Origin of the sequence: Pseudomonas sp. NPDC088429 (assembly GCF_044753305.1) — a bacterium.
In the GTDB taxonomy this organism is placed as follows: domain Bacteria; phylum Pseudomonadota; class Gammaproteobacteria; order Pseudomonadales; family Pseudomonadaceae; genus Aquipseudomonas; species Aquipseudomonas rustica.
Window position 1 is genome coordinate 1 of sequence record NZ_JBIVMX010000166.1, and the last position, 1,597, is coordinate 1,597.

Below are 1,597 nucleotides of genomic sequence, written 5' to 3' on the forward strand. Positions count from 1 at the left end.
CTGTCGCCAGCCAACGGTGAGCCAATGGTCGTTCCGTCGCAGGTCGTTGTATTGGGTCTGTACTACATGACTCGTGAAGCGATCAACGCCAAGGGCGAAGGTCGTGTATTCGCGGATCTGCAGGAAGTTGACCGTGTGTTCCGTGCCGGCGAAGCCGCACTGCACGCCAAAGTTAAAGTCCGTATTAACGAAACCGTTAATGATCGTGACGGTGGCAGCGTCAAGAACACCCGTATCGTCGACACTACTGTTGGCCGTGCGCTGTTGTTCCAGGTTGTTCCGCCAGGTCTGTCGTACGACGTCGTCAACCTGCCAATGAAGAAAAAGGCGATCTCCAAGCTGATCAACCAGTGCTACCGCGTGGTTGGTTTGAAAGAGACCGTGATCTTCGCTGACCAGTTGATGTACACCGGTTTCGCTTACTCGACCATCTCCGGCGTTTCCATCGGTGTTAACGACTTCGTTATCCCGGACGAGAAAGCCCGCATCATCGGTGCAGCTACCGACGAAGTGAAAGAGATCGAGAGCCAGTACGCCTCCGGCCTGGTAACTCAGGGCGAGAAGTACAACAAAGTGATCGACCTTTGGTCGAAAGCGAACGACGAAGTTTCCAAGGCAATGATGGCCAACCTCTCGAAAGAGAAGGTTATCGACCGTCACGGCGTTGAAGTCGATCAAGAGTCTTTCAACTCGATGTACATGATGGCTGACTCGGGTGCGCGGGGTTCCGCAGCACAGATTCGTCAGCTGGCCGGTATGCGTGGTCTGATGGCCAAGCCGGACGGTTCCATCATTGAAACGCCGATTACTGCGAACTTCCGTGAAGGTTTGAGCGTACTTCAGTACTTCATCTCCACTCACGGTGCTCGTAAAGGTCTGGCGGATACCGCGTTGAAAACTGCGAACTCCGGTTACCTGACTCGTCGTCTGGTAGACGTGGCGCAGGATCTGGTTGTAACCGAGATCGATTGCGGCACCGAACACGGTCTGCTGATGACTCCGCACATTGAAGGCGGTGACGTTGTAGAGCCGTTGGGTGAGCGCGTATTGGGTCGTGTTATTGCCCGTGACGTATTCAAGCCTGGTACCGAAGAAGTCATCGTTCCTGCCGGCACGCTGGTAGACGAGAAGTGGGTCGAGTTTATCGAACTCAACAGCATCGACGAAGTGATCGTTCGCTCGCCGATCAGCTGCGAAACCCGCTACGGCATCTGCGCCAAGTGCTACGGCCGCGATCTGGCCCGTGGTCACCAGGTGAACATCGGTGAAGCGGTCGGCGTTATCGCTGCCCAGTCCATCGGTGAGCCGGGTACCCAGCTGACCATGCGTACGTTCCACATCGGTGGTGCGGCAAGCCGGACCTCTGCAGCTGACAGCGTTCAGGTGAAGAATGGCGGTACCGTCCGTCTGCACAACCTGAAACACGTTGAGCGAGTAGATGGTTGCCTGGTAGCTGTGTCCCGTTCCGGTGAGTTGGCAATCGCTGACGAATTCGGTCGCGAACGCGAGCGTTACAAGCTGCCGTACGGTGCTGTGATTTCGGTTAAAGAAGGTGACAAGGTCGACGCTGGCGCAATCGTGGCCACGTGGGATCCGC

Annotated in this window: 1 pseudogene; it reads left to right on the forward strand. The window is 56.2% G+C overall.

Going from position 1 to position 1,597, the window contains the following annotated elements:
• Positions 1-1,597, forward strand: a pseudogene (locus ACIP66_RS28705) (DNA-directed RNA polymerase subunit beta'); the annotation flags it as partial.